At 41.8% G+C, this 23,381-nt stretch carries 16 protein-coding genes; 7 read left to right on the forward strand and 9 right to left on the reverse strand.

Annotation, left to right across the window (positions count from 1 at the left end):
* The first annotated feature begins 29 nt into the window (after positions 1–29).
* A complete protein-coding gene (locus C7Y70_RS18245; protein WP_135476347.1) occupies positions 30–1,883 on the forward strand; it encodes a TonB-dependent receptor in 1,854 nt (617 codons plus the stop codon).
* Positions 1,884–1,939: 56 nt separating this feature from the next.
* Here the strand turns inward: C7Y70_RS18245 and msrA are convergent, their stop codons facing one another.
* The 3 genes from msrA to C7Y70_RS18260 all read right to left on the reverse strand — a co-directional run bounded on the left by msrA (position 1,940) and on the right by C7Y70_RS18260 (position 6,773).
* Complete coding sequence (gene msrA / locus C7Y70_RS18250; protein ID WP_135476348.1) at positions 1,940–2,473, reverse strand: peptide-methionine (S)-S-oxide reductase MsrA; 534 nt, start codon at positions 2,471–2,473, stop codon at positions 1,940–1,942.
* A 145-nt stretch (positions 2,474–2,618) separates the two neighbouring features.
* The gene (locus C7Y70_RS18255) at positions 2,619–5,717 is read right to left on the reverse strand and encodes an efflux RND transporter permease subunit (protein WP_135476350.1); all 3,099 of its coding nucleotides are present in this window, start codon (positions 5,715–5,717) and stop codon (positions 2,619–2,621) included.
* A gap of 3 nt (positions 5,718–5,720) precedes the next feature.
* Complete coding sequence (locus C7Y70_RS18260) at positions 5,721–6,773, reverse strand: efflux RND transporter periplasmic adaptor subunit (RefSeq protein WP_135476351.1); 1,053 nt, start codon at positions 6,771–6,773, stop codon at positions 5,721–5,723.
* Positions 6,774–7,004: 231 nt separating this feature from the next.
* Here C7Y70_RS18260 and C7Y70_RS18265 point away from each other — a divergent pair, with 231 nt between their 5' ends.
* The 4 genes from C7Y70_RS18265 (at position 7,005) to C7Y70_RS18280 (ending at position 10,365) form a co-directional block, all read left to right on the forward strand.
* Entirely contained in the window at positions 7,005–7,721 is a 717-nt protein-coding gene (locus C7Y70_RS18265) for a DUF2982 domain-containing protein (protein WP_245321596.1), read from the forward strand.
* Between the two features lie 23 nt (positions 7,722–7,744).
* Entirely contained in the window at positions 7,745–8,077 is a 333-nt protein-coding gene (locus C7Y70_RS18270; protein ID WP_099295022.1) for a hypothetical protein, read from the forward strand.
* A gap of 102 nt (positions 8,078–8,179) precedes the next feature.
* Complete coding sequence (locus tag C7Y70_RS18275) at positions 8,180–9,859, forward strand: DUF1566 domain-containing protein (RefSeq protein WP_099295021.1); 1,680 nt, start codon at positions 8,180–8,182, stop codon at positions 9,857–9,859.
* Positions 9,856–10,365, forward strand: coding sequence for a DUF1566 domain-containing protein (locus C7Y70_RS18280; protein ID WP_099295020.1), 510 nt, complete (start codon positions 9,856–9,858; stop codon positions 10,363–10,365). Before C7Y70_RS18275 ends, C7Y70_RS18280 begins: the two co-directional genes overlap by 4 nt.
* Here C7Y70_RS18280 and C7Y70_RS18285 read toward each other — a convergent pair.
* Complete coding sequence (locus C7Y70_RS18285) at positions 10,362–11,477, reverse strand: tRNA nucleotidyltransferase (RefSeq protein WP_135476353.1); 1,116 nt, start codon at positions 11,475–11,477, stop codon at positions 10,362–10,364. The genes C7Y70_RS18280 and C7Y70_RS18285 overlap by 4 nt on opposite strands.
* 128 nt (positions 11,478–11,605) lie before the next feature.
* Between C7Y70_RS18285 and C7Y70_RS18290 the strand changes: the two genes are divergently transcribed.
* Positions 11,606–12,523 carry an AAA family ATPase gene (locus tag C7Y70_RS18290; protein ID WP_135476355.1) on the forward strand — a complete coding sequence of 306 codons (918 nt, stop codon included), beginning with the start codon at positions 11,606–11,608 and terminating at the stop codon, positions 12,521–12,523.
* Positions 12,524–12,535: 12 nt separating this feature from the next.
* On the forward strand, positions 12,536–13,588 hold the full coding sequence (locus tag C7Y70_RS18295) for a general secretion pathway protein GspB (protein WP_135476357.1): 1,053 nt from the start codon (positions 12,536–12,538) through the stop codon (positions 13,586–13,588).
* A gap of 19 nt (positions 13,589–13,607) precedes the next feature.
* Here the strand turns inward: C7Y70_RS18295 and C7Y70_RS18300 are convergent, their stop codons facing one another.
* The 5 genes from C7Y70_RS18300 to C7Y70_RS18320 form a co-directional block, all read right to left on the reverse strand.
* Positions 13,608–16,277 carry a TonB-dependent receptor gene (locus C7Y70_RS18300; RefSeq protein WP_245321592.1) on the reverse strand — a complete coding sequence of 890 codons (2,670 nt, stop codon included), beginning with the start codon at positions 16,275–16,277 and terminating at the stop codon, positions 13,608–13,610.
* A gap of 89 nt (positions 16,278–16,366) precedes the next feature.
* The gene (locus C7Y70_RS18305; RefSeq protein WP_135476360.1) at positions 16,367–17,395 is read right to left on the reverse strand and encodes a FecR domain-containing protein; all 1,029 of its coding nucleotides are present in this window, start codon (positions 17,393–17,395) and stop codon (positions 16,367–16,369) included.
* Positions 17,396–17,418: 23 nt separating this feature from the next.
* Positions 17,419–17,997 carry an RNA polymerase sigma factor gene (locus tag C7Y70_RS18310; RefSeq protein ID WP_135476361.1) on the reverse strand — a complete coding sequence of 193 codons (579 nt, stop codon included), beginning with the start codon at positions 17,995–17,997 and terminating at the stop codon, positions 17,419–17,421.
* 77 nt (positions 17,998–18,074) lie between these two features.
* Complete coding sequence (locus C7Y70_RS18315) at positions 18,075–20,819, reverse strand: family 20 glycosylhydrolase (RefSeq protein ID WP_135476363.1); 2,745 nt, start codon at positions 20,817–20,819, stop codon at positions 18,075–18,077.
* Positions 20,820–21,022: 203 nt separating this feature from the next.
* Positions 21,023–23,308 carry a family 20 glycosylhydrolase gene (locus C7Y70_RS18320; protein ID WP_135476365.1) on the reverse strand — a complete coding sequence of 762 codons (2,286 nt, stop codon included), beginning with the start codon at positions 23,306–23,308 and terminating at the stop codon, positions 21,023–21,025.
* Positions 23,309–23,381: the final 73 nt, after the last annotated feature.

The raw sequence follows: 23,381 nt of genomic DNA on the forward strand, positions 1-23,381 counted from the left end.
TGTGCGGTGGGCACAGGCTTGGGGAACTCATGCTAAACAAATCGATTTTAGGCGTAGCTATCGCAGCTGCGTTATCATTTTCAGTGTCTGCTGAACAACAACCTATTGAACATATTATGGTTTCTGCTAATAAGTTTGAACAAAACATTAATGATGTACTTGCCAGTGTCACGGTGATTGACCGTGCAGACATTGAATCAAGTTATGTACGTGACCTACCAAGCTTGTTATCAAAAGAAGCCGGTTTTCAAATCAATGCAAATGGTGGCTTTGGTCAAAGTGCAGGGTTGTCTTTACGCGGCGCAAGCTCACGCCATACACTTATCTTAATTGACGGGGTTCGCACTGGCTCAGCTACTCTTGGCTATAAGAGTATTAATAATATTCCACTTAATAGCATTGAAAGAGTCGAGATAATAAAAGGCTCACGTGCAGCTGTTTATGGATCTGATGCGCTAGCGGGCGTAATAAACATTATCACCCGAAAAGCACAAAACACGACGATCGACCTTACTGCTGGTTCCGATTCTTATAAACAGTTACAACTTGCAACTAGTGGGCAGTTTAGTGATGTAGATATAGCTTTAAACGCAGGGTATGAAAAAACCGATGGCTTTGACGTATTGCAAGGGTTGGCGCCTGATGAAGATGGTTTTGAAAATAAAAACATCGGCTTTAATATCGCATATCAAGATGAGTATTTAGGTACATTTTTAGCCCAGGGGCAGTATGCTCAAGGGGAGGCTAGCTATGACAGTGCTTATAGTCCCGCTGACAGTACCGTTGAGCAAGGTGAATTTGAGAATTATCAAACATCATTAGGCTGGAAAAAAACGTTTGAAAACCACAGCCACTCGATCGATATTGCCACTTCAAACGACAGCTCTGATGATTCAAGAGTGAGTTATACCGGCGATACGGTTGTTGATAAGTTTGAAACTGAGCGTGAGCAAATTGATTACAATGGTCAATATTTTTTAAATCAAGTTTTGACTTTGAGTGGTGGTTTAAACTGGTATAAAGACCAAATAAACACAAGTTCAGGCAGTTATTTAAAAGACAGCCGTGAAGTGTTTGCAGCTTTTGCTGGTGCTTATTACGATGATGAGCAGGTGCTTGCTAATTTAACGCTCCGTCAAGATGATGATCAGCAGTTTGGTAATGAAACAACTTACACAGCCGCTGTGGGTTACCATCTAAACGATATAGCAACGTTTAGAGTGAGCCAAAGCACAGGTTTTAAATCACCTTCGTTTAACGACCTTTACTACCCAGGTTCAGGCAATCCAGCCCTAAACCCTGAGACTTCTGATAACCAAGAGATTGGTTTATCACTAAACGTGAAAGACATCAGCTTAGACGTGGCAATTTTTAGAAGTGACATTGAGAATAAAATTGCTTGGGCACCTAATGCAGCTGGCAAGTGGGTACCTACCAATATTAATCAAGCACGCCATGAAGGGGTTGAATTTAGCTTTATTCAACAGGTATTTGGCTTTGATCACGCATTCAATATGACTTATTTATCTGCTGATGATACACAAACGGGTGAATCGCTGACTTATGTTTCTAAGCAAAGTATTAATTGGTCGCTTAATAAAGCGTGGGGTGCATTTGATGCTGGCCTTGAAATGCAATACCGTGGTGATCGCCGTGGTAAATTAACTCAATTACCTTCTTATACGCTGTGGAATCTAGTGGGTCATTATCAAGCAACGGATAACTTAACTGTGTCGCTGCGTGTAGAGAATCTATTTGATAGAAGCTACAGCGCCGTTGATGCATATGGTAAAGATGTTGATGGCGATTATATAAATGACGAAATTTATTACTACAACACCGCAGAGCGTCGTGTGTTTGTTGGAGCCCAATACCAGTTCTAATAGTAAGGAAAATTAGCACTGAGTTTAAAGCTCGCCACCTACTTGGCGAGCTTTATTTACTTTAATTTATCAGCATAAAGTTGCTCAAACTTTTTAAGTTTAGGTGCAATCAATATACTGCAATATCCTTGGTTTGGATTTTCGTTGTAGTAATCTTGGTGGTATTGTTCTGCCGAGTAAAAATGACTTGCTGCGCTTATTTCGGTAACAATTGGTTCACGGATCTGTTTCTGCAATTCATTGATCATTGCAGTTGCTTGTACGTGTTGCTGCTCATCATGATAATAAATTACGCTGCGATACTGGGTGCCAACATCGTTACCTTGACGGTTTAGTTGGGTAGCATCATGCAGAGTAAAAAACATCTCTAATAACGTGTTGTAGCTTATTTGGTTTACATCAAATTCAAGCTGAACAACTTCTGCATGGCCTGAGAGTCCAGTGCATATCTGTTTGTAAGTAGGGTTATCTGTTTCGCCACCAGTATAGCCAGAGCTTACGTTTATTACGCCTTCTACACGGCGAAAAGCAGCATCAATACACCAAAAACAGCCTCCACCAAATGTTGCTACTTCAATTTTTTTGCTCATTGTTTACTCCCAAAAACGTTATATCGCTAACATGTTCTAGCCTATCAGAAGAACGGTAACAGCAGGATTTTATTTCATAGATTAGATAGAGCAAGGAGAGGAGAGAAGCGTTGCTGCAAAGTGCAGCAACGCTCAACGCTTTTGCTTATATTTCTTTAAGCGGCTTTTCAGCTTCTTGTTGATTAAGCTTTTGTTGTAAAAACTCTGGTGACTGAGTATTACGTGCAAGCGCAGAGTAAGCCGCAGGCACAATAAACAGAGTTAGTAAGGTCGCAACAATGACCCCTGTAAATACCACAACACCTATTACCATTCTACTTTCAGCGCCAGGACCACTGGCTAACACTAGCGGTACTGAACTCATAACCGTGGTTAAAGAGGTCATGATGATAGGACGTAAGCGTTGTGTTGCAGCTTGAACAATAGCCTCACTAAACTCAACGCCTTTGTCACGCAGTTGGTTGGTAAATTCGACAATCAAAATACCATTTTTAGCACTGAGGCCAATCAGCATAACAATACCAATTTGGCTATAAATATTAAGGGTTAAACCTGTATACCATAAGCCAAATAGTGCCCCTACTAAGCCAAGAGGCACCGTAAGCATGATAACAAATGGGTGAACAAAACTCTCAAACTGCGCTGCAAGTACTAAAAAGGTCACTGTTAATGCTAAAATGAACACATATGTCATGGCAGATGCGCCTTCATAAAACAGTTGAGATTCACCTTTATAATCTACGGCACCGTCTATGTCGTTTTCTTCTGCTGCGACTTTGTTTAAGAAATTAAGCGCTTCTTCTAATGTATAACCATCCGCTAAATTTGCACTTAAAGTAATTGAGCGCATACGGTTGTAGCGGTTTAACCGCGATGCGGTCGCTTCTTCTTTTAAGCTAATAATGCTATCGAGTGGAACCAACTCACCGCTACGTGATTTCAAATAGATATTTGAAATATCAGTCGGGTCGGTAAAATCAGCTTTAGTTCCTTTGAGTATTACATCGTACTCTTCACCTCGGTCAATAAAGGTCGTAGCACGGCGTTGGCCAAGCATGGTTTCAAGCGTGCGGCCAATATCAGAAACTGATACACCGAGATCCGCGGCTTTATTTTTGTCAATGTTGATCAAAAACTGCGGGAAGGTTTCTTTGTAATCATGATCAATACGCACCAAGCCCGGGTTCTTCTCTGCTCGTTCAATGATTCTGTCACGCCAATCAGCTAACTGAGCGTAGTCATTGCCTTGTAACACAAACTCAATAGGGCGAGATGAGCCACCACCGCCAATGCCGCGGCGCATTATAGCAAAAGCGCGCACGTCAGTGACTTCTCTCATCTTGCCACTAATTTCACCCATCACTTCCCAAGTTGAACGCTTGCGCTCATCCCAGTCAGCCATGCCGATAATCGCAACGCCACCATTGCCACCCCAGCCCGGAACTCGCACAAGTACGCGGCTTAGTTCGCCTGACTCAGAGTACGGTAAGAGGCGATCTTCTATCTTCGCCATATTGGCGGCGTTATTTTCATAACTGGCACCTTCTGGGCCACTCATCATAATAAAAAAGGTGCCTCGGTCTTCTTTCGGAGTTAGCTCAGAGGGCACTTGTTGATAAAGCATAAAGCTTGCTAAGCCAGCCAATACCATGGTGAGTATTAAGCTCCACTTTCGGGCCATATTTGACCTCAATGAATTACTGTAGGCATTTTCAATTTTGCCAAAAAAGAGGTCCATTTTTTGGCTGAATTTACTCTCTTTTTCGGATGATTTAAGAACTTTTGAACATAATGCAGGGGAGAGTGTTAGTGCCGTAATACTTGAGAAGAATACAGCTGCACTCACGGCCATAGCAAACTCAGTGAATAACGCGCCAATACGGCCATCCATAAACACTAAAGGAACAAAAACAGAGATAAGCACTAAGGTTGTTGCAACAATCGCAAACCCTACTTCACGGGCTCCACGATACGCAGCTAAAAGTGGTGGCTCTCCAAGTTCTATTCTGCGGTGAATGTTTTCAAGCATGACAATTGCATCATCCACTACGAGTCCGATTGCTAAAACTAACGCTAACAGGGTTAGTAAGTTAATAGAGTAACCCATTGCGAGTAAAAACATAAAACTACCCACAAGCGCTACGGGGACCGTAATTGCAGGAATAAGCGTTGCACGTATATTCCCCAAGAAGAGATAAATAACTAATACGACCAATGCCATTGAGATTGCTAAAGTACGATACACCTCATCGATTGACTCTTTGATGAAGATCGAAGAATCATAACTGTCTTCAATCGTCGTCCCTTCAGGCAGGTTACGCTTTATTTTTTCAAGTTCAGCGCGTGCGTTATCAACCACGGTTAAGGTGTTTGCTTTTGCTTGCTTTACAATACCTAAACCAATCATGTTTCGGCCATTACCACGGAATAGGCTTTCATCATCAGCGGCTTCAAGGTGTACATCAGCCACTTCACCTAGGCGAACTAAGTAGCCATCTTCGCCACGCTTAATGACTAAATTTCTAAAGTCTTGCTGGTCTTTGTAACTACGCGCTGTACGAACAGTGAAGTCGCGATCGATAGATTCAATCTCACCGGCTGGTAATTCAACGTTTTCTGTGCGAAGCGTATTTTCTATATCACTTGAAGTAATACCGCGCGCTGCCATTGCTTGGCGGTTTAGCCACACTTTCATGGCATATTTACGTTCGCCACCAACTCGGACATTAGAAACACCATCTACAACAGCTAAGCGGTCAACAATATAGCGTTGTGCGTAATCTGAAAGCTGCAATGAGTCCATGGTTGTACTGTTAAGAACAAACCAGGCGATAGGGCTCTCATCGCTGTTTGATTTTGACACCTCGGGTGGTCGTACTTGCTCAGGTAGACTATCTAGCGCACGAGCAACACGTTCTCTCACATCATTGGATGCAGCATCAATATCGCGGCTAATATTAAACTCAATGGTAATGTTAGAACGGCCATTTCGGCTCGATGAGTTAATACTTTTTATACCTTCAATACCTGAGATACGGTTTTCCAGTACTTGCGTTATTTTGGTTTCGATAATTTCAGCTGACGCACCAGTGTAGCTAGTACTTACACTCACTATAGGTGATTCTATATCTGGGTATTCGCGCAGTGGTAACATCGAAAATGCCACTAAACCGAAAGTCAGTAGTAATAAGTTAATAACGATCGCAAAAACAGGGCGTTTGACGCTGGTATCAGTAATTTTCACTGTTTACCCCTTCACTGTGACTTTGCTACCAGAACGAATTTTAATAATTCCTTCTGTTACTACCTGTTGACCATCATTGAGGCCTTCATCAATCGCTACCCAGCCGTTGTGTCGGCCAGTAACATGAACTTCTACTTTTGTAGCAACGCCTTCGGTTATTTGGAACACGTAGTGTCTATCTTGCTGAGGGATAATAGCCTTTTCAGGCACCATCAGTGCTTTATTCGTACTTAACTGTAAGGCGGTTTTCAAAAGCATACCAGGGCGTAATAATCCAGATTCATTAACAAAGCTCGCAGTAACTTCAATGCTGCGCGTAACAGAATCTATACGTGAACTTATGTGAGTTACTTGACCGGAAAATGTTTTATCAGGGTAGGCATCATTTTGTGTCATCACTTTCATGCCAAGTCCCAGCTGGGCTAAGTATTTTTCTGGGACTTTAAAATCAACCTTGATTATACTGATATCATCTAAACTGGTTAATATCGTACTATTATTTACAAAGGCACCCACTGAAATAAGGCGTTTACCTAAAACACCAGAGAACGGTGCGGTTATAGTCATTTCGGCGAGTTTAGTTTTTGCATTTTGCAGTTGTGCTTTGGTAGCATCAACGCGAGATAACTGTTCTTCAAGCAATGATTTAGCGGTGGCTTGAGAGCGAGAAAGCTCAGTTAACCTGGCAAGTTGGCGTTCTTCTTCGCGTAAATTAATTGCAAGCTCTTTAACCGTAAGTTGCTCTTGTTGAGATTGTAATTGGGCAAGTCTTTGCCCTTTATCAACGAGATCACCGTCATTAAAGTAAATGTCAGTAATGTAGTCGCTTTGCGCGCTGTTAATGTAAACTGCTTGATTAGCGCGGGCACTCCCGATAGCCTCGATAAGGATTGGGTTTTCTTGAGTGGTTACCGTATGAGCTGTTACTTTAGTTGCTGTTGGTTTAAAACCTAATTGTTCACCCTGGCTGCTTGGCAAATAAAGGTATACACACAACCCGATCAACACTGTGATAATAAATGGAAATAATGCTTTGCCTGACTGCTTTGAATACATCTTATTTATACCGAAAGATTAATTACCACTAGTGTACGAAATAACGACGTAAAAAGACTGCCCGTGTATCTCAGAAATCTGTCAGTTAGCCGTAAAATCGTTTGCTGTCCCTTTTTTGCAAAGGATAAATTGCATCTATGAAGATGAAAACTGGCTGTGAACGATGTCGGAAAATTCGTAAATTAGTAATTTGGGCTATAATTATGTTTGTTTTTTATATGATTTATTATGATGGTTAAAGACGCAATGTTATGTTTAAAGCTTCGCTCACAGGGTTCAAAAAACGGAATGGAAATTCTGTTGGTTGGCTCATTTGGCCTTGTGTTTATTATGCTGGTTAATTTGCTCCGCCCTGGTTTAATCAGCATAGTAGAGATTTTCTTGGTGAGTGTATGCCTTGTTGCCGTGTTTGTTGGTTTTTTAAAGACTCAAGAGCCATTTTACAGCTTAATTATCACAGAGCAGCTACTTACGTATCATCATAAATATGGTTCATGGTCATTAAATAGGGAAAATCTGCACCATAGCGGAATACCAAAAGCGGAGCATGGACTTGAATACCTTGAGTTAAATGCTGTAGGCATTAAACTTAGGGATACGGATGATTTTTTAATGGATATTTCACCGCGGCTAGCGGGTAAACTATTAATAGAACAGCGCCACCTTTTTATGCAGGTTGTTCAAAAACATTGCAAAAATGGCCATTGCCCATCAGAATGGTTGGTAGAAGACAATAATTATACATCTTTAAACGGTCGCAAATTTAATGGATTAATTGCAATGTTCGCAAATCGAATGCGACATTTGCAGCAATTAACAGGGTATGACTTGCTGTTGCCTGCCAGTGTATTAGATAGAAGTATTTGGGATTTTAGCCATGGCCTAAACAGTTGGCAGCAAAATCCCAAACTCTTTATTCAATCTCAGTTAAAGGCTAAGAACGCCTAAATAGACGTCAGTAGGATAATGCGATGAGTCAAGATAGATCATTTATTAAAAGTGGAAGAAATACGATTATCCACAAAGAAAAAAAACTCGATTTAGTGATCGTAAACTCTGAAACTCACCCTAAAATTAAAGTGACTCAAAATGGCTTAGAGCCATTCAAAGAAGAGCTGCCAAAAAACCGTCGTGAAGCAAAAGAGCGTTATCTCGATATGGTATATATTAGTAGTGCTGATGTATTCGGTGAAGAAAAACGACTGCTATTCATACAAGCCTTGGATGGTCGAGAATACAAAGTAGATTACAGTAAAGTTGGCACAAAACTATTTGTACGTATCCATCAAGATAGTTATATGTAATCTCCTGCATAACTGGCATTGTTGTTGCTTATTATCTAATTAAAGAATGTAGCCTAAATAAGCGTGCTATATACCTGTATGATGAAAATGAGGAAACATTGCATGAGAGCTCTATTCACTTTATTGCCTGTTGTTAGCTTGCTCAGTGCTTGCGGCGGCTCAGGTGGTGGGAATGATAATCCCGATGTGGCTGCATCGGTCAACGCTGGGATAGATCAGCAAGTTATTGAGAAGAGCGAATTTACTCTAACAGCGATAGGCTCACCTGCAAATGGAACGTTTTCTTGGCAAAGAATTAATGGGCCCGCTGTTGAAGGGTTACCTGCTGATGGCGATGAACAAACCTTAACAGCGCCAGATGTAAAGACGGACAGCCAACTACTATTACGGGTTAACTACCAAACAGCAGACGGTCAGTTAGTTAGTGATGACGTTATGATTGATATTGTCTCGAATAACCAACTACCCGAGGCGGTTGTTACACAAATTGCGCCTGCAGAATTACCTTCCGATTATAAAGACACCATTACGTTGAGCGGTGCTGAGTCATCAGATCCCGATGAAAATGGTGCTATTAATAGTTATCGTTGGCAGCAAATCTCTGGTCCAACTGTTGCGGTCGATAGCTACAATAATGAGACCATCAGTTTTTCTCACCCTCTATTAGATGTAAACACAACTTTAGTGTGGCAGCTAACCGTCATTGATGATGAAGGGGGAGAAGCGAGTATTCAATATAATCATAAATTAAACAGAACAGATAAAGTGGTTATTGCTAATGCGGGGGCTGATCAAACTGTAAATGAAGTTGAACTTGTCACGCTTGATGCGACGGCAAGTGAAACCGTCACCGAAACATTCTCCTGTCATTGGGAACAAATTGTTGGCAGTGTTACTTTAGCAAATCAAGAACAATGTATTACCTCGTTTACCGCACCAAAAACCGAAGCTGTTAATACGTTTAGTTTTGAGGTAACAGTGACCGATAGTAAAGGTCGAACAGACGCCGATGTCGTACAAATCAATATTGAATCTAAACCGTTAGGTCTAATTAATGATACAGGGGTGAATACGTGCTACAACAATACCCAACAAATAGCATGTGACAGCCCTGACTTTCCTCGCCAAGATGCAGCCGTTGGTCGGGACAGTGTTGTTAGTACGCATATCAATAAAGTAGGCGCTGGTGATTCAGCATTTGATTTTACTAAGTTAAATGAGTTTGCCGATGAGCTTCCGGACAATGCGAGTAACTTTAGTTGCGTTCGAGATAATGTCACAGGACTAATTTGGGAAGTTAAAAGCCCAAACACTGGCACTTTACCTAACGCAACCTCACTCAGAGAAGGGCAGAACCACTATACATGGTATTTAAATGGAGAAACCGGCGTACAAGGTGGTAGTCAACTAGGTGCAACTACCACATGCTCGGCAACAACGAATTGTGGTTTACAAGAGTATGTTAATGCCGTTAATAATTCAGATTATTGTGGTGGAACTAATTGGCGAGTCCCCACGTACACCGAGCTGATGACTTTATTGGATTATTCTCAACATGGGCAATCGTTACTAATTGATAATGATTACTTTGTTAATACACCTACTCAGCACGCTTTTGTAAACCAACCTTTTTTACCTTATTGGACCTCGCAAACAGCGGCAGATGGCACTAGTTTATCGCAGGCATATATAATAGATATGAGCGATGGCAATGATTTAGCTTATCCTAAGAGTGAAACGGCATTTGTACGTTTAGTTAGAACAGCGGGGGCGTCACAATGAAAACATTATTTGCGAGCATACTACTTTTAAGCCCAAGCTTTTTGGCTGCGCAAACGTGTTACAGCACGGTGCCTGAAACAACATCCACAGCGCGTTTTACACTTAACAATGATGGCACCGTGAGCGATAGCGTGACAGGATTAATGTGGCAAACTTGTAGTTACGGGCAAAGCTATGATGCTGATACCACTAGCTGTACAAATAGCGCAATTAAAACCTCGTGGCAAGAAGCTTTAAGAGCGTCGGTTAACGACCGCACAGCAAATCATGATGATTGGCAAGTACCGAATAATAAAGAGCTAGCAAGTATTCTAGAGCACAGTTGTGTAACTCCAAGTATCAATGAGGTTATTTTCAAAGGGAATAAAAGTGAAAACTATTGGACGAGTACATCGGGCGTTATTGACCCCGGCTTTGCTTGGGTATACACATTCGACAGAGGCCTTAACAGTTTACATGCTAAAACTTCTAACGTTTACCTTCGCTTGGTGCGATATGAGGACTAAACCTGATTTAAATGTTGTTTAAACATGTCTAACCGCGCTTGTTCTAGCGCGGTTTTTATATCAGCACCTTTAATACCTTGAGCAATAAACTGTTGCGGGCTAATTTTTTTAGCTGCTTCAGTAGCACTTACTAGAGTGTGTTGCCATTTTAATGGCCCGCAATTGGCAATCTCTGCTGCTTTTAATAAAGCACTGAATCGTTCTGGTCGGCGCCATAGGTCAAGTTGATTACAAAGTGCCAGTAATTCACTGCTGTTAAGTTGTTCATCTTTAAGGGTTGCGAGGTGTTGTTGCAAGTAGAGCGCCATATCCCGAACATCATTTGGCACCCGAATTGATGTCGCTAGTGTGATTATTGAGTCACGGCATAAATCACTGGTGGCTTGGCAAAATAGTAAGCTAAGCTCAGTCACCTTTTGACTGTTTGCATACTCATAGCGGGCTTTGATTTGCTGGTATTTATCAGAGGTCCACAATGAAGCCAATGCGTTGCTGATAGAAGGAAGAGCATTAAGGCTGTAAAGCGTTTGCAAAAACTCAGCAAAAGCGCCATCACTGAGCGACTTTTCACATTCAAGCCAAATACGTTCTGGTGTAAGAGTGTTCAGTTCACCTTGAGAAATCATGTTTTTTAATAGCGTTTTGGTCTCATCAGCAATAGTAAAACCAAGGTAATGATAACGAGCTGCAAAGCGAGCAACACGCAATATTCGAAGTGGGTCCTCACTAAATGCATCGGATACATGGCGAAGAATGCGGTTGTCTAAATCTAGTTTACCGTTGTATGGATCAATTAAGCTGCCATCGTCAGCTTTTGCGATGGCATTAACTGTAAGGTCGCGTCGGCGTAAGTCATCTTCAAGTGTAACATCTGCTGAAAACTCACAAGTAAACCCGGTATACCCTTGACCTTGTTTGCGTTCAGTACGAGCGAGTGCATATTCTTCTTTGGTTTTTGGGTGTAAAAAAACAGGAAAATCTTTACCGACTTGTACAAAGCCTTGCTGTAAAAGTTGATCTGCAGTTGCACCAACAACAACATAATCACGTTCTTTAATTTTACGTCCGAGCAGCTCATCACGCACTGCACCACCCACTAAATAAACTTCCATAGTCACGCCTAGAGTTAACCTGTTTAGGTTATTTTACGTTATTTAAGTAATAAAACGCTAACAAGGTTTTCACTTAGTGCATTTTTTTGCCATTATAGGCGCAGATTTACTCAGTAAGGAAGTTCAGGGTGTATTTAAGCTATTTTGGCTTGTCGGAAAAACCGTTTTCAATCGCGCCAAATCCACAATATTTATTTTTAAGCGAGCGCCACAAAGAAGCATTAGCTCACCTTACCTATGGTTTAGGCGAGGCGGGTGGTTTTGTATTGCTTACAGGCGAGGTAGGGACAGGTAAAACAACCCTAATTCGTAGCTTGCAAGAACAACTGCCTGAGAATACGCAAGTGGCAATGATCCATAACCCGGCATTATCACAGCTAGAGTTGTTAGCCAGTATTTGCGATGAACTTGTCATTAATTATGATGGCGTCAATGCCACACTAAAAACCTTAACTGATGCAATAAAAAAGCATTTAGAGGCTAATCATGAATCGGGTGGTCACACGATACTATTGATTGATGAAGCACAGCTACTTGCACCAGATGTACTCGAACAACTGCGGTTATTGACCAACATAGAAACCAACCATAAAAAGTTACTGCAAATAGTGTTAGTCGGTCAACCAGAGTTACAAGAGTTACTTAAGCGCAATGAATTACGGCAATTAGCGCAGCGTATTACTGCTCGGTACCATTTATTGCCGCTGACCGAGGGGCAAACTATTGCTTATATCAAACATCGTTTATATGTTGCCGGCTGTGAACGTGCGATGTTTTCGGCTGATGCATTAAAAACTGTTTATGTTGTTACAAAAGGTATTCCTAGGTTAGTTAACTTACTATGCGAGCGTTGCTTAATGGGAGCGTTTTCTAAACAAGTTATGGTCATTGATAGTGAAATTGTGATGCGTTCAGCAGAAGAAGCGTTGCCGCCAAGCGTACTGCAAAGTGAAGTTCAAAGTGAAGCAAAAACCAGTAAGCTTTTAATACCTTTCGTTTTTATAACAGTGTTAGGCGCCGGTGTTGGCTTGTCGTTTATTTTTTAGTCGTGGTGAATTATGTCGTTTTTATTAGATGCATTAAAACAATCCGAGCATCATGATGAAGCATCTGCTTTTGATCAAAATGCTCAACAAATTAAACAACAACAAGAGCTAAAAAGGTATCGCTTAATCGCAATGTCACTTGGCTTACTGTTGGCTTTAGCGCTGACCTTAGTGGCTGGCTTTTCAATTGGTAAGTGGTTTCAGACTAAGAGTATTCCAACAGATAGTGCGTCAGAGCCTAGCCTTAAAGAGTTATCAGCAACTGATGAAAAAGTGATTCAGCCGAATGAAGACGTTTCTAGCGTGCAAAAGAGCAGCGATACATTGCCTAAGAATGTACCGCAAGAAGTTCAAACTGCACCCGCACAGTTTACTAATTCACAGCAGCCTGTGATGGCCCAAGGCTACGCGAACCAATCTCAACAGTATCAATGGGTCCAAGTGCCTGTTAATGCTGTACCAACTTACTCGCAAGGGCAAACTGTTTTAGTCCAAACTCCAAATGGGTATCAGCAAGTGATTAATGCCCCTACAGCTCAGTTTCAGCCGCAGCAGTATTCACAGCCACAGCAATACGCTCAACCTCAACAGTTTGCACAATCACAGCCAATAAATACACGCTCAAGAGATATTGATTTAAGCCAATATAAGGTGCTTGGAAAGCCCATTGAGCAGTCAAATTCAACGAACCAAATAGTACCGCAGCGTGACGATGAGTTAGAGACTGTGCCTAGTGAGCTTAAAAATGCGTTTGCCCAAGCAATTAAAGACACTGAAACAGTCACGACCAATCAAGTTACCCAAGCAACAAGAAACTCTTCTTATGCAGAGCCTATTGAGCTACTACCAGACGGCTTATTAGCTTTGCTACCTAATATTAAATATCAGGCACATATTTATTCATCGTCCGTTGAGAAGCGTTGGATCAAGCTTAACAACCGTGAACTGTATGAAGGTGATAGTTTAGATGATATTGAAGTGTTAGAGATAACCCCAGAACAAAGTGTATTAAGTTTCGATGGCTATCAATTTAGTATTAAAGCGTTGCAAGATTGGCCAGAGTAAAAGGCAATTTTTAACCGTATTAAAACTCGAAACTTAAGGCTAGTTTTATGGTTCGGCCAAATATTGGTCGGCCATAAAATAGCGGTTCTTGGTGGTTCAGATCATCTCTTGGATTACCTTCCGTCAAGCCCAGTGTGTTAGTGACGTTTTTCACTTCAAATTGCGCGCTGAGCTGCTCTGTTAGCATATACTGTGCAAAAATATCCCACGTTTGATACGCCGGCAATGCAAATTGATTGGCAACATCAGAATAACGTTTTCCTACATAAGACCAAGTGATTGCAACCGTTAGAGGCCCGACGTTATATTCTGGTGAGAGGCGCAGTTGCAACTTCGGTGTACGGGTTATTTGGTTACCATTATATTTACTCTGTGGTAATCGACCGGGAATGCCATAGAACCCTGCATCTTGCCACACGCCTATCGCAGAATACTGCCAAGTCTGATTAAACTGATAGTTATATTCAAACTCTAACCCTTGAGTTTGGGTGTTAATTAACACTGCCTGTTGTGTATTTTCAGCACCGCGATAAACAGTAAACGCAAGAGGAGCAAAGTTAGTATCAAAAACAGTGCCGCTGAACTGCCAGTGTGATGATTGGTAGCGTATTCCTATTTCACTTAAAGTTAAGCTTATTGGCTGACCAAAGTTTTGCTGTGCGCGTTGCTCATCGTTTTTAGCCCAACCGCGAGCATTACCATAATTTATTAGTCGCGGCATTTCAAAGGCGTCAGCATAGCGCGTAAACACGGCTAGCTGCTCACTGAGTTGGTAGTTGGCTCCGATACTGAGCGCATTTTCACTGAAAGAATCGGCTAGTGAGCTTGTCTCAGAGAAATGTGAGTAATAAGGCTTTGCATTGGATGTCGATGATAGCAGGCCCCGCTGACTATGACTGTTTAGCCTAAGCTGCTCATTTCGCAGTGCAAAATCCACCCTTAGTTTGTCAGTTAAGTGCCAGTCCAAACTTGCATAAAGAGAATGTGACTGCGACTGCCCTTGGCCTGTTAAATACACCGGTCCTGCATAGGATAAAAAACCTTCTTCGGTAAAATTAGCAATAACATTATCTTGCTTATCCACCAGCACAATATCAAGCCGTTCAGGCTGGTGTTTTACATCAGTAAGTAATTGCCCAAGCCATTGATCTAAAGGCAAAGAGCTAAAATCGCTGTGGGCGTAAATGTGTCCTAAGCTGATTGACCAATCTTCTTTCAGGTAGTTAATACTAAAATGATTTATAAACTGTTGTTGCTCGTAGGTAGAGTGCAACGGGTAGCTTGAAGTGATCAGTCCATTGCCATTAAGTCGATGGGGATCGTGAATTAACGTTTTATCCTTGCTGCGCTGGTATTTGGCTTGTAACTCTTCTTGTAATTTACCCTTTGAAAAAAGATTTTTAAATTGTGTTACATCATCAAACAGTAAGCGGCTATTTGCATCAATAATGCTCTCGTTGCCCAAGTTCATTAACGTATAAAGGCGATTACTTAAGTCTGCGTAACGGGTGATATTATTAAGTTGCAGTTGTTCTGAAAGTAGCCCTTTGAACTGGACTGTGTAGCTGTTCATTAAAGTGTGTTGCGCATCTTCTAAATCATGTTGACGGGTGCCTTGTGGGGTATAAAAGCTCAATGATTTTAGGTCACCGCTAAGTAATGTACCGTAGTCATAGGGGAGGCTTTGTAGTTGTTCGATAATGCCATGATTTTGCATAACTAATGGGGCATAAAAGCTGGTTTTATCGTTTAAGTGCTTGTAGCTAAAATCCAGCTCTATATCATCTGTTAGCCAGCTGAGACGGGCGCTAAATTGACCGCCTAAATCACTGTTAAAGCCAGGTTCACGAATGCCATTTGAGCTCCTATAAAAACCACCTAAGGTATAAAAAAGCTGATCATTAATAGGGCCACTAAATACACCGTCAAGACGAGTGTAGTCATAGTTTAGTGCTTGGCTAAGTTTAACTAAGTTAAATGGTATTTCGTCGCCGCGTCGACCAACATAGTTTACCATTGCAGCAGGGCCGTTTAGGGTGAAAATTCCGCTACTACCACCTCTTACAGCTTCAATTTTTTGATGGGTGAGATCGGGGCGTAAAAAAAAATCACTCCAAATACCATCGTAGGTTATTGGCAGCCCATCTTCCATTAAGCTGATAAAGCGAAACCCTTCACCACCTCTAAGGCCGCGTGGTGCAACATTGTTATTAGTTTCGCCACCTGAATCCTCTACCCAAAAGCCTGTGACATTTTTAAGAATTTCAGCGTTGGAATATGGGGTATGTTGATTTAGTTGCTGCGCTGACAGCTGAGTGATTGAAATAGAAGAATTTAAAATATTACGCGTTTTACCACTGACGCCAGTGACTATAATACGCTCAAAGTCGTTCAGTTTATCAACGGGTGTTGGGGTTACAAAAATACGCTGTTGAGTGGAGTCTAAGGTAAATTGATATGGGCTATTGGCCAAAGTTTTAACCAATAATTGCTCAAGCGTAAAGCGCCCTTGTAGTGGGGGAAGGGGCGCCTGTGCTTTTATATCTGCGGCGCTTAGTTGCCAACCACTTTGCGCAGCAACATCAAGCATGCGCTGCTGCAAAGTAGCTTCAGCTAAATTAAATTGATAGTCAGTAGTAGCATGTAGATAGCTACTAAATAATATCAACCAAGGTAATTGCTTGGTCAATAACCTCAATAACATGGTTTGATTCAATATTTTTATTATTGTCCAAACTTTGTACCATTTTTAGCGCACGTATGCCATGCCACTTTTAGCTAATTAGCTGCTAACGTAAACTTTTTCCCTTCTTGAGTCACCGTGATTGGATAAATTTTATCAAGGGTGTGTAGCCATGAGTCGATTTCAGAGGTTAACAAAGTCCCATTGTAGGTAAATTGACTAAGCTTTTGGCTGCCAAGGGTTATTTTTAGCTCACTATAACGGGCAATATCGTCAAGTACATCACCTAAGCGAGCATTCTGATACACTAAACGGCCTTGTTGCCAATCCATGGTGAGGTTTTCTCCTTGTGCTTTGCTACGAATAATAGTGCCAGTTTGAGTTATTTGCGCGGCTTGTCCTTGGGTTAATTTAATTGTTTGCTGCTGTGCAAGCGATACCGTGCCCTCAAGTACATCAACGCGAATAGAAGTAGGATGAGCACGCACATTGAACACCGTGCCTAGTGCTTCTACTTGGCTTTGCTGGTGGCGCACAATAAAAGGTCTTTGTTTGTCTTTAGCGACTGAAAATAGTGCTTCACCTTGGTACAAAGTTAACTCTCGCGAGCTATTACTATAGCGCACAGCTAATTGACTATTAGCGCCTAAATCTACCCGGCTGTTATCATCTAAAGTGAAAGTAAGGTGCTCGTTGATTGTGGTGCGAAAAAACTGATTTTGCACATCGGTCATTGCGGGACTATTATTTGCCACCGTTACAGTTTTATTACTGGGCTGTTCAACATTAATGAAGATACTAAAACTTAATAAAAAAAACGCGGCAGCTAAGGCATAATAGCTTGTTCGAGAGCGTTTTTCAGTACGTTTAATCATGTCTATCGCAGGTGGTATTTGCGCAAGCTGTTGCTCTACGTAATCAGTATCTAGTTGCGTAGTTACTTGCCATAGTTGCTGCATTTTTTGAAAAATATCACGGTGCAATTCGCTTTGCGCCAACCAATCTTGCAACTGAGTTGGGTAGTGTTGGCTGTTACTAATGGGCAGTTGCTGCTCCTCTAATAGCAAAAGCCAATCAGCGGCTTGCTCTTCAATAATCGCTAAATCGTCAGGTGATGGGTTCATGCTAATATCCTTAAAACTCATGATCAAAGCTCATGTTGTAACTGTTGATAGCAATGACGAACTGCACGTAATACATATTTTCGTACCATACTGGGAGATATTTGTAAGGTCAAAGCGATTTCTTCATAACTTTGACCACGAATTTTATACAGTAAAAAAGCCAGTCTGCATTTGTCTGGCAAACTTGCGAGGGACTTCTCCATTTCTTTAAGTAATTCTTGGGTATGATGATTTTTCTCAGGGTTGGCACTGTTACCAAGTTGCGGCATTTGCTCACTTTCGTCAGTGTGCTCTGCAAACGGACTGCGAGCTTTACGACGAAGCTTATCGATGGTTAAGTTGGTTGCTATTTTATATAAATAAGCAGCAATGTAATTACTTACTTGGGCATCTTCTAAACCTAACAGTTTTACAAATGCTTCTTGTGCTATGTCCTCTGCTTCACGCTTATCAAGGCCTTTAGCCATAATATGGCGTACTAACTTTTGCTGTTGTTGTAAAAACAGCTGCTCAACCTGCTGACGGCGCTGGGCATCGGCTTGTATCGTCACCGGGGCCTCGTTTGCGGCTTTCTTTCGTTTAAATGACAATAAAGGTGGCATGGCTACGCATCCTATTCTTCCATTTATAGTGCTACATGGGTTGTACCAATAGTACAACCCATGTGCAGTTTGCTTAGCTAGTTAATTGTTGCGACGCGGCTTACTTTGCCTGAATCACTTACCGTTCTCAGCAGTACACTTGCTGTTGTCGTAAGTGATACGGGAGCTTGATAGCTTTGCCATGTTGCACCTTGATCTGTTGAATACTCTGTTTTCATGCCAACAAATCGTGTATTCACAATGAGCTGGCCGTTTTCAATATTGCCACCGGGTAGAGGTATACGGTAATTAACGCCAATGTGTTCTGGCATTTGAGCATTAATATCGACCACTTGGTAATAGTCCAATAGTGGTAGAGCGTACTGTCCTAAGGTATTGGTGAAGGTTTGCCAAGCTTGTTCCATAGCAGCTCCTTCGGCTGGCATGCTCTGCACCCACGCACGCTCTGCTGCCCCTAATAACTTAGGGAAGGTCATGTAATCTAAAATTTCGGGGGATTTTTGATTTTCACCAAATAACTGTGCCTGAATCCCTTGGATGTTTTGTTTACCGGTTTCATTAAGTAATACCCAGTTTGGGTTCCAAGGCACAGGATTGCCTAGTTTGTCAGTTTCAGCGTTGGCGTAAATATTAAACGGGCGATACTCAAAGGTTTTTTTCGTGTCGGTGTAGCCCGCCCAATGATAGCCAATTTCATCAGGGTGTTTATTGTAAGCTAAATCCAAATACAGGTTTGTGGCATGAGAGAGCACGACTTGATACCCCTGATTAGCAAACTTATAAGCTTGATGCTCATTGCCCCAACCCCATACATTGTTCCAAAAAATAGGGTAGATGGTGCCATAATCTACATTGCCGGTGCCATTATGTGATAACACATCGCCCCAAGTTGCCATATCAAAACCATGTTGATTGACGATTTGTTTCCAGCGTAAGAAAAAGTAATCAAACAATTCAGCATCGGTTTTGCCCGCTGTGTTTGGGTTTTGTTGTACCGCAGGGGATTGAGCCCACCATTCATTTGGCCCTAAATGCGGCAATTCATCACCACCGCCATGTAAACGCGTAAGCTTAGCATCTGGGACTGCATCGTAGATTGCGCGGGTTTCACTGATTATATGGTTTAAAAATGTGAAGGTGCTCTCAAGCGCAGGATTGACAAAGTTATCATTATAAAATTGCGGTGTGTAGTACTTGGATTGATCTAGCGGATCGATCAGGCGATATTTGTTTGCTTGTGCTAAGTTGCTGTCTTTATATTTATTATAACGATACTCCATCGCTTTAATGGCGGCTCTAGCATGGGCAGGGAAGTCATATTCGATGATCACATCTATATGTCGGTCGGCGGCATACTGTAAAATCTCTTTGAAGTCATTAACAGTGTAGTAGCCCCAACCTTTGCCTAAGAAGTTTTGCTGCGCAACTTCAAAACCTTGAAAGCTAGGAGCAACGCCTAAGTTAGCCTCGGTGCGATTAGCTGGTTTATTTTCGATACCATCACCGGCTGCGAATTCATTGGCTGCGCCCATAAACGTATGTAGCATGTTTTCTTCGTTAAGATCATAACCACGCTTGGCACCAAAGTCGGTGAGTTCAGGAATACCTGGGATCTCAAGTCGCCAGCCTTCGTCATTGGCAAGGTTAATTTCGAATTTATTTAATTTATAAAAAGCCATTAAATCTAGCAGCTTGAATACTGTTTCTTTAGATTGAAAATTGCGTGCTACATCCAGCATCATGCCGCGATAGGCAAAGCGCGGCGCATCAAGAATAACACTTGCAGGTAATACGGTGTTGTCGGCCAAGGTTGTAGAGTTTTGCGCATTTTTATATACAGTTGCAGGGATCATTTGGCGTAATGTTTGAATACCATAAAACACGCCTTGTGCATCACTGCCAGTAATTTTAATACCCGTAAAAGCATTAATCTCGAGTTTATAACCACTGTCGTCGGCTTGGCCGTCTTGATTTGTGTCTAGGTTGCTATCAATCAATAGAGTGATTTGATTAGGACCATTTTGTTGGTTGGCATTAATTGCAAAGCTGCCGCTGAGCAAATCGCTTAACGCCGTTTGCAAATAAGCCGCTTCTTTTGTAAGCGCTGTTGGCGCAGTAATTGTGGTTAACTGACTCATTAAGGTTAAAAACTCATTGTCAGTGGTTACGACTGAATGTGGTTGAGGGACAAGTTGGTTTTGTAACGATAAACTGGCAAGCGGCGCACTGTTTTCGCTAAATCGTAATGCGCTGGTTTGCACCGGCATATTATCGTTAGCTGTTTGTGTGGTTTGTTTTGGATCGGTCGGATCCATATGAACATCCACCAAAACCGCCTGAGGTGCTTGGTTTTCATAGCTAATATGAAACCCAGAAGGCGAATCATTTTTTAGCATTTGCCAATACTGGGCGATAATTTCTATTTCACGAGACTCACCTGGTTGAATAGGCGTAAATCCTGCTATGGGTTTTAAGACAAAATAATCCCCGCTTTTTGCTGTGTCTGCATTGTCGAGACTTAAATGTTGTGCCGCAATATGCTGACGAGCTAATGCACCGTTTGGATCTGAACTTGGTAATACGCTAGCTGGTGGCCGCACTGAGCTAAAGTATAACGCCCAGCCAGCTTCACCGAGCGGTTCTAAACCATTGTTAGTAATGGTTAAGCTACCCATAAATATATTTTCACCAATACCATGGTCAATCACTTGCCAATTTAATGCTAAGTTATCTGGATTCGGTTGGGCGCTGCTAAATTGACTCGCAGTGAGTAATGCTAATACTGAAAGTGCTGTAGTAAATTTTTGCTTTTTAACAAACATAATGGCTCCTGAGCATTGTTATTATCTGTAGAGCGCTTACTGCAAGTTGACTCTAAGGTTATAAACGCTTTTAGGAAGCCGTTTGGGAACGAAAAACTAAAAAAAGCGCTAAATACGTATTTAGTATTAGGGCGTGTCGACCTTTCAGAATTAAAATTTGTTCTATCTCGAAAGATAAACACGCCCAAGAACTTTAGGCGGTTTTAGTACACGGCAATTTCATCAATATAAAGTGGTAGCTTTGGGATTTGCGGGTCATCAGATTGCTTACTATTGACCGCAATAACTTTTAAATAGCGCAGCTCCACACTATTAAATATCAGAGTCGATAATGGCCCTTGCGGGTTAATGTCCTCTGCTAAGCGCTGCCAATTTTGTTGATCGTTCGAACCCATGACTTGAATTTTTACGGGAGGATGGAGTTGACGGTGGCGTCCACTGTTGTAACCCAGTTTAACTTGGGTCACCAAAGTAGGCTCTGCCAAGTCGATTATCGCCTCTAAATCAGTGTCGTAAAAAATCGCATAATCGTCACTGCTGTAAAATTGATCATAGGCAAACTGGCCATCTTGCAATTTGGCTGCAGAATCATCGGCAGCTGTATTACTAAGCGTAATTTTTTTAGTTAATGCCAAATGTGGACTGAGGGTAAGGCGGGCATCACCAACTAACTGCCCAATTGCACCTGCATAGCTTTTTGCACGCAGTTGCGTTTCTTTAGAAATGACTAACGGCTCACTGTAGATCATTGATGAAAGTGTTGGCTCTGTGCCATCTAAGGTGTAATAAATGCGTGTGTTGGCAATCTCTGTGCTGATCTCAGCCTGTAAATTATTACCTATAATTGTGCTGCTTATAATCGGCTTATAGGCGCTGCTAGCCGTATTGATATGCATTTGTTGGTAACGTTTAAATAATGCTGGTAAGCGGTTTTGGCTATAGTCAGACCAAGATTTATTGTTTTTGTTAGACCACAATGTTTCAGCTAATGCACTTAAGCGAGGAAAGAGCATATACTCGGCGTGACGAGGGGTTTTAATGTACTCAGTCCATAAAGCGCCTTGTGCGCCAATAATGTAAGCTTGTTGATCGGCGCTTAAGTCAGTAGGTTGAGGATCGTACTGGTATACATCTTTTAATCCCGTTAAGCCATGAATTGCTTTAGGTTCGTCTAGATTGCGTGATTGATAAGCATCAAAATAAATATATTGATACGGGCTCATGATCACTTGATGGCCCATTTTCGCCGCTTGAATGCCGCCTTCTGTGCCACGCCATGACATGATCAAGGCATCATCTGCAACGCCTCCTTCGAGTATTTCATCCCAGCCAATTACCTTTTTATCAAGTGCTTGCACTATTTTTGCTACCCGTTTAATAAAGTAGCTTTGTACTTGCTCGGGGGTTGTAAGGTTATGCTGCTGCATTAATTTTTTCACCTGTGTACTTGCCAGCCACTGCTTTTTAATCACTTCATCGCCGCCGATGTGTATATACTGGCTTGGGAATAACTCAGCTACCTCTTGATAAACCACCGCGAGAAATTCAAATACATCTTCACGCGGGCATAGCACATCTTCAAAAATGCCAAATTGTGCTTGTACACTAACGGGTTGCTGATGACATGAAAGTTCAGGGTAAGCGGCAAGGATTGCAGTGCTATGGCCTGGAATATCAATCTCAGGAATGACTTCAATATGACGTGCTTTGGCATATTCAATCACTTCTTTAATTTGTGCTTTAGTGTAAAAACCCGATACCGGTTGGTTATCAAACAGTGGTTTATAATCATAAGTATGACCTACCACAGTATGCGGGCGAGTAGCACCAATGGAGGTAAGTTTTGGATAGGCATCAATTGCAAGACGCCAGCCTTGGTCGTCGGTTAAATGCCATTGAAAGACATTTAACTTATGCATAGCGAGCCAATCTATGTAACGTTTAATAAAGGCTACATCAAAAAAGTGTCGACTCACATCTAAATGCATTCCACGATAACTAAAGCGTGGCTCATCGTTAATTTCAACTAGTGGGATAAGCCAGCTTTGGCGATTAATTGGCATGCGTGACTCTATGGCTTCGGGCAATAACTGGCGCAAAGACTGCATCGCCCAAAATAGACCTTGTACAGTATTTGCTTTGGCTTCAATAAATTCTTTTTTAACAATTAATTGATAGCCTTCAGCGCTAACAGGGTGCTCGACAAGTTTAAAAAATACACTATTTTTAACTGTGTTATTCGCTTGTGTTACGGGGAATTGGTAGCCAGTTGGTGGGCGTAAAAAATCAGCAAAATGCTGTGCAACAGCTGCTGCGTCACTATGGTTATAGTGAATTTCAGTATCGTAAGCCAAAGTAAAACTGCCTTGGCTATAGTGACTGCTGGTTGGTTTTGGCGTGATCTGTGCAAGTGCAAAGTAGGGACTAACAAGCAGTAGCAGGGCTAGCAGACTGCATTTTAGGTATATAGTAATATAGCGTTGAGGCATTGTAACTTCCTGAGAAAAGCCCGCAATAGCGGGCTTGATTAAACTAATTAGCACTGGGCATAGCGCAAATTAG

The sequence above is a fragment of the Pseudoalteromonas sp. KS88 genome (assembly GCF_004766475.1).
Taxonomy (GTDB): domain Bacteria; phylum Pseudomonadota; class Gammaproteobacteria; order Enterobacterales; family Alteromonadaceae; genus Pseudoalteromonas.

Bases quoted from the DNA above. Each gene is read 5' to 3' on its own strand.
- C7Y70_RS18245 (WP_135476347.1), top strand. From the start codon at position 30: ATGCTAAACAAATCGATTTTAGGCGTAGCTATCGCAGCTGCGTTATCA.
- msrA (WP_135476348.1), bottom strand. From the start codon at position 2,473: ATGAGCAAAAAAATTGAAGTAGCAACATTTGGTGGAGGCTGTTTTTGG.
- C7Y70_RS18260 (WP_135476351.1), bottom strand. From the start codon at position 6,773: ATGTATTCAAAGCAGTCAGGCAAAGCATTATTTCCATTTATTATCACA.
- C7Y70_RS18265 (WP_245321596.1), top strand. From the start codon at position 7,005: ATGGTTAAAGACGCAATGTTATGTTTAAAGCTTCGCTCACAGGGTTCA.
- C7Y70_RS18270 (WP_099295022.1), top strand. From the start codon at position 7,745: ATGAGTCAAGATAGATCATTTATTAAAAGTGGAAGAAATACGATTATC.
- C7Y70_RS18275 (WP_099295021.1), top strand. From the start codon at position 8,180: ATGAGAGCTCTATTCACTTTATTGCCTGTTGTTAGCTTGCTCAGTGCT.
- C7Y70_RS18280 (WP_099295020.1), top strand. From the start codon at position 9,856: ATGAAAACATTATTTGCGAGCATACTACTTTTAAGCCCAAGCTTTTTG.
- C7Y70_RS18285 (WP_135476353.1), bottom strand. From the start codon at position 11,477: ATGGAAGTTTATTTAGTGGGTGGTGCAGTGCGTGATGAGCTGCTCGGA.
- C7Y70_RS18295 (WP_135476357.1), top strand. From the start codon at position 12,536: ATGTCGTTTTTATTAGATGCATTAAAACAATCCGAGCATCATGATGAA.
- C7Y70_RS18305 (WP_135476360.1), bottom strand. From the start codon at position 17,395: ATGAACCCATCACCTGACGATTTAGCGATTATTGAAGAGCAAGCCGCT.
- C7Y70_RS18310 (WP_135476361.1), bottom strand. From the start codon at position 17,997: ATGCCACCTTTATTGTCATTTAAACGAAAGAAAGCCGCAAACGAGGCC.
- C7Y70_RS18315 (WP_135476363.1), bottom strand. From the start codon at position 20,819: ATGTTTGTTAAAAAGCAAAAATTTACTACAGCACTTTCAGTATTAGCA.
- C7Y70_RS18320 (WP_135476365.1), bottom strand. From the start codon at position 23,308: ATGCCTCAACGCTATATTACTATATACCTAAAATGCAGTCTGCTAGCC.